Source organism: Neisseria sp. P0019.S003 (genome assembly GCF_051957115.1).
In the GTDB taxonomy this organism is placed as follows: Bacteria; Pseudomonadota; Gammaproteobacteria; order Burkholderiales; family Neisseriaceae; genus Neisseria; species Neisseria flavescens_D.
Map to the genome: position 1 here is coordinate 1 of NZ_JBQCWT010000013.1, position 4,995 is coordinate 4,995.

Below are 4,995 nucleotides of genomic sequence, written 5' to 3' on the forward strand. Positions count from 1 at the left end.
TGGGAAACGGTCGATGTGTTTGGCAATCATGGCTTGGGCGGTTTGCTGAAAGAAGGTGCTCATGGAAAATCCCCTAAATGTCTTGATGGGAATTTAGGGGATTTTGGGGAATTTTGCAAAGGTCTCAGATTATCTGAAAATCCTACCCACTCAAAAACAAACCGCCCTTTCAGGCGGTTTGTTTTCAGCTTAAACAGACGGTTATTGCTTTTTACCGCCGAATACACCGAAAGCGTTGTTACTTGAAGAGCCATTATCACCTGGTTTTTCATTGTAACTGTATCGTCCCGCCATTTCGGCAGCTTTGTCGCCGTAGAATCCGCCTGAGATAGAACCTTGCACACCGGAATCCCATTTACCATTAAAGCTGCTGCCTGTAATACCTGCGGTAAAGGCTCGTTCATTCATGAACCATCTGTCACCACTATTGATTTTACCTGCGATAGTCTTAGTATCGAAGTTGACATCTGCGGTAAACGAACCGACAGTACGGTAGCCTCCTGTATCACCCACCCAGTTTTCCTTATTATCCAAGTTGCGGGCACGGAAATTCAACACCTCGCCTGCGTATTTAGCCGTACCGGACGGTAGAGAGGTACTCATTACCCCCTGAACAAACAAGGAGTAGGCATTATCGGCAAGTTTTGCCGCACCGAAGACAACATTGCTCAAATTGCCTGAAGCAACAAACGACTTGTAGTCCGAACCCAATTCAGTTTGATAGAGCTTGTTGGTAACAGGTGCCAAAGCGATTGCCGTACCGTTGATGACGACTTTGGTCAAATCGGCGATATTCGATAAGAAGTATTGCTCGCCTGTTTCGCCTTTTTTCAATTCGGCTGCAGCGGCATCAACTTTAGGCTGAGTTACAGGCGCATCAGGTTTGGCAACCGGCGCATCAGGCTGTCCGCCTGCTTGAGCTGCCGCATCTTGGCGTTTTGCACCAAACACACCGCGCGCCACTACGTCTTCATCACGTTGGTTTTTGCCTGCCGCACTATATGTACCGGCAAGTTGGTCTGCCTTCGCGCCAAAGAATCCGCCTTGCATCGTACCTTGCTTGTTGGAGAAGGTGTTGCCGTGCAAATCGCCATTGAAAGACAGATTTTCCGCCATATCGCGCGCATTGGATTTGACGACACCTGCAATCCTATTGCCACCGCTACCACCGCCAACCGTTTGATCGGAATAGCGGTTGATGCCGACATTGATGGTTTTTTGGTCGAAATTGACTTTTGCGGTAACATCGGTTGCTCTGGCGGCAGGATACAGGTTTTCCAATTTAGATGCAGAGCTTGTATCAGAAAGCTCGTTTAACAAGCTGGTATTGACCGGCAATCCGTTTGCAAAATGCAAACCGATACCTTTATAAGTAGCTTCGCCTTTTTGAGCGGCAACAGTATCGCTTCCGGTAGGAGTACCTTGTACAAATAAAGCTTGTTTGAAATCACGCAGGTTGGTTACATCGGCAACACCGCCGTAACGAACGTCAGGCAGCAGGTCGCCGCTGTGTATCGCATATTGTGCTGCATCAGCTTTACCGCCGTTCGTACTTCTTTCGCCCAACGTGAACTCACCTGCTTTAACGTCTTTGGTATTAATGGCGACACCATCAAGTACGACGCTGTTTTTATCCGATGCAATCGGGGCTTCGGTTTTGGCATATTCCAAATCGCCGGTTTCACGTTTTTTCGCTACCAAGACACCGCCATCCAAAGCTTTACCCATTACTTTGCCTTCGCCGCCAAAACCTTGACCTGAATTGGCCTCATTGGCTTTCTTAGCTTCTTCAGCTTTCTTGGCTTCTTCAGCTTTCTTAGCTTCTTCAGCTTTCTTGGCTTCTTCAGCTTTTTTGGCTTCTTCAGCTTTTTTGGCTTCTTCAGCTTTTTTGGCTTCTTCAGCTTTCTTGGCTTCTTCAGCTTTCTTGGCTTCTTCAGCTTTCTTGGCTTCTTCTGTTTGTTTTGAATCACCTCCTCCGCCCGAGCCAGAATTATTGCCCGGCTGTTGCGGGGTCGGTGCAGGCTGTGCAGACGGCGTGCCACCACCGCTTGAGCCGCATGCACTCAATGCGATGCTGCAAGCAATCGCCAACATACTTAATTTAAATGATTCCTTCATGGTAAAACTCCTGAATGTGATAATGGTATTTTGGAATGATGGTGATAAAATATTTGATAATTATTTACATCAAACCAATTAAAAAATACCGAAGATGTGGATAACCAAACAATACAACACTTACACCAGTATGAAGGTCGTCTGAAAACGGAATTTATAAATCCGCGTATACAGATGTGTTTCAGACGACCTCTACTTATATCGTCAAACCATTAATGACGGTACGGAACAAAGCCTTCCGGAGCTTCCGCACCTGCAGGCAGGTCAAATGTTTCGCGCAGAACGACTTTGTAGAACGCAAATGCATCTTTTGCACCTTGAATCGCTTCGGCTTCAGCTTCAGGACTTAAACCCAAAGCATTCAGATGCCCGACAAAAGCACGCCAATGTTTGCCGCGGCCGTTCGGATGGGGGCGAGGTGGCGCGCGCCGTGTTCGCCGGTGTAATCCAGTTTTTGCGCGTGTTTAAACAAAAATGCTGCGCCCAAATTGGAACCTTCGGCGCAATACAGCCAACCGATGGCTTTGTTGCCGGTTTCATGCGGCAACGGTTTACCGTATTCGTAAGGTTTGTCGCCCAAATCAGCCAAGTCTTGCGTTACCGCGTCGTAACGCGCCATGTATTCCAGCTCAGGAATGGCTTTGTTCAACTCGGAGTCTTTATAAATATGATCGACCGCTTTGTGGAACACGGATTGCAGTTTCAAAAATTTGATGTAATTCTCTTTGTTGGTAAACGGCTCGACAGACATAACCAAGTTGTCCACACTATCGTGAATAGTTGTAGTCTGCTCTTTCTGCCGTTTGGCAAAAGTCAGCTATTGTGTTTCGCTCATGTGAATATCCTTCATACAGTTTCAGACGACCTTCCGGCCGCCTTTATTTAGGCAAGGTGGATTAGATAGATTTGAAAACGGATATGGGATGGAAGCCAAGGTTTGTGAGATTGGAAACCCACCAAACCTGTTTAAAACAAACCATCGGGTTTCGTTATTTTATGAAATATTTTTTTAAAATATATATCATTCCAATTCAAATGGCAAGAGAATGATTTGCAGCTACTTGTAACTACAAGATAATAACGGACAATTTTCCACCTTCGGTAAACAAGAGATGCAGGCCTAACGGAAAATGGTTCTATAACCATAAAAAATATTGTTTACAAAGACATGACGACATCTCGGGAGACACCGCCCTTGCCTCACCTGCGTCAAAACGACATACTTTCGCTATACCGAGCTGCAGGTCGTCTGAAACCTGCCACACTATCAAAAAGAAAGAAACAACATGAACCCTATCCGCCCCTTCTTAGACCATACTCCCCAAATCCTGCCTCATCGACGAGACCTCCGTCATCATCGGCGAAGTATCGCTTGCCGAAGACGTATCCGTTTGGCCGTATGCCGTGTTGCGCGGCGACGTGAACAGCATCAGCATCGGCGCGCGCAGCAATGTACAGGACGGCAGTGTCTTGCACGTTTCGCACAAAAACGCGGAAAAGCCTGAAGGTTCGCCCCTTATCATCGGCGAAGACGTAACCGTCGGACACAAAGTCATGTCGCACGGCTGCCGCATCGGCGATCGTGTGTTGATCGGAATGGGTACAATTATTCTGGACGATACCGTCATTGAAGACGACGTGATGATAGGCGCAGGCAGCTTGGTGCCACCACGCAAACGTTTGGAAAGCGGCTATCTCTATGTCGGCTCGCCCGTCAAACAAGTCCGCCCGCTGACCGAAAAAGAATTTTTGAAATATTCTTCTGCGCATTATGTGCGCCTGTCCGGCCAACACAAACAGTCAAAATAATTTTCAGACGACCTTATATCCCCTAAAAAAGAAAGTTTTATGCACACACTCTACCTAGCCTCCGGCAGCCCGCGCCGCCGCGAAATTCTGGAAAACTTAAGATTCAAAGTTATCCGTATCCCTGCCGACATCGACGAAACGCCGCATTCCGACGAAAAAGCCGCCGATTATGTGCAACGTATGGCGCAGGAAAAAAATGCCGCCGCTGTCGAGCAATGGTTAGCCACACACGACGCGTCGCCCGAATATCCGATTCTGACCGCCGACACTACGGTCGCCTATCAAAACCACATTCTCGGCAAACCGGAAACCGAAGCCCAAGCAGCCGAAATACTCGCCCGGCTTTCAGGGCAGACGCATCAGGTGCTGACTGCCGTATGCGTATATTGGCAAGGGAAAACGCACGGCGTTTTGCAAACCAGCGATGTACGTTTCAAAACCTTGTCTGCCGAAGAAATATCCGCCTATATCCGAAGTGGCGAACCGATGGACAAAGCGGGCGCGTATGGCATTCAGGGTTTGGGCGGCGTGTTTGTCGAGCATTTGCAAGGCAGCTTTACAGGCGTGATGGGCCTGCCCGTTTACGAAACGGTCGGCTTGTTGGAACAATTCGGATTGAGTATTCCCCCATTTGCCTGATTTTAAATACCTTCAAACAAACATTATGAAAACATACGTCTTCCCCTTTTTATCCGCAGTATTCCTTCTCGCTGGCTGCACCACTTTTTCAGACGACGGTACACCCGCCATCCGCAAAGGCAACGACAGCATCCTCTCTTTCGGGAAGCTTGGCTCCGCTATAGAAGATGCGCCCACAGGCGGCTGGGTCATGCTCGGCGATCAATACACCTATGAGACCTTTGCAAAAAAGCCCTTCCTTCGACAGCTGAAACTCCAAAACAGGTTTTCGGCTATTTCCCTCCCCCAATACCTCCTAATTTTACCCAAATACCCCCTTAATCCTCCCCGGATACCCGATAATCAGGCATCCGGGCCGCCTTTTAGGCGGCAACAGACACACTTAGCCTGTTGGCGGCTTTCAACAGGTTCAAACACATCGCCTTCAGA

General features: G+C 48.2%; 4 protein-coding genes and 2 pseudogenes. 4 read left to right on the forward strand and 2 right to left on the reverse strand.

Annotation, left to right across the window (positions count from 1 at the left end; all coding sequences use genetic code 11):
- A partial coding sequence (locus tag ACTHTS_RS10745; protein ID WP_440370016.1) for a hypothetical protein occupies nt 1-246 on the forward strand: 246 nt, incomplete at its 5' end.
- Here ACTHTS_RS10745 and ACTHTS_RS10750 read toward each other — a convergent pair.
- A complete protein-coding gene (locus ACTHTS_RS10750; RefSeq protein ID WP_440370017.1) occupies nt 202-2,118 on the reverse strand; it encodes a transferrin-binding protein-like solute binding protein in 1,917 nt (638 codons plus the stop codon). The two genes, ACTHTS_RS10745 and ACTHTS_RS10750, sit on opposite strands and share 45 nt — an antisense overlap.
- Before the next feature lie 212 nt (nt 2,119-2,330).
- Nucleotides 2,331-2,935 (reverse strand): annotated as a pseudogene (locus ACTHTS_RS10755) (biliverdin-producing heme oxygenase).
- 469 nt (nt 2,936-3,404) lie between these two features.
- Here ACTHTS_RS10755 and ACTHTS_RS10760 point away from each other — a divergent pair.
- The 3 genes and pseudogenes from ACTHTS_RS10760 to ACTHTS_RS10770 form a co-directional block, all read left to right on the forward strand.
- A pseudogene (locus ACTHTS_RS10760) lies at nt 3,405-3,927 on the forward strand (gamma carbonic anhydrase family protein).
- Between the two features lie 39 nt (nt 3,928-3,966).
- Nucleotides 3,967-4,566: a Maf family protein gene (locus ACTHTS_RS10765; protein ID WP_070646353.1), complete on the forward strand. Its 600-nt coding sequence runs from the start codon at nt 3,967-3,969 to the stop codon at nt 4,564-4,566.
- 25 nt (nt 4,567-4,591) lie between these two features.
- The coding region (locus ACTHTS_RS10770) for a hypothetical protein (protein WP_440370018.1) at nt 4,592-4,995 on the forward strand (404 nt) is incomplete at its 3' end.

What these genes read in the sequence shown, in the direction of transcription:
- ACTHTS_RS10750 (WP_440370017.1), bottom strand. Translation starts at nt 2,118, where the DNA reads ATGAAGGAATCATTTAAATTAAGTATGTTGGCGATTGCTTGCAGCATC.
- ACTHTS_RS10765 (WP_070646353.1), top strand. Translation starts at nt 3,967, where the DNA reads ATGCACACACTCTACCTAGCCTCCGGCAGCCCGCGCCGCCGCGAAATT.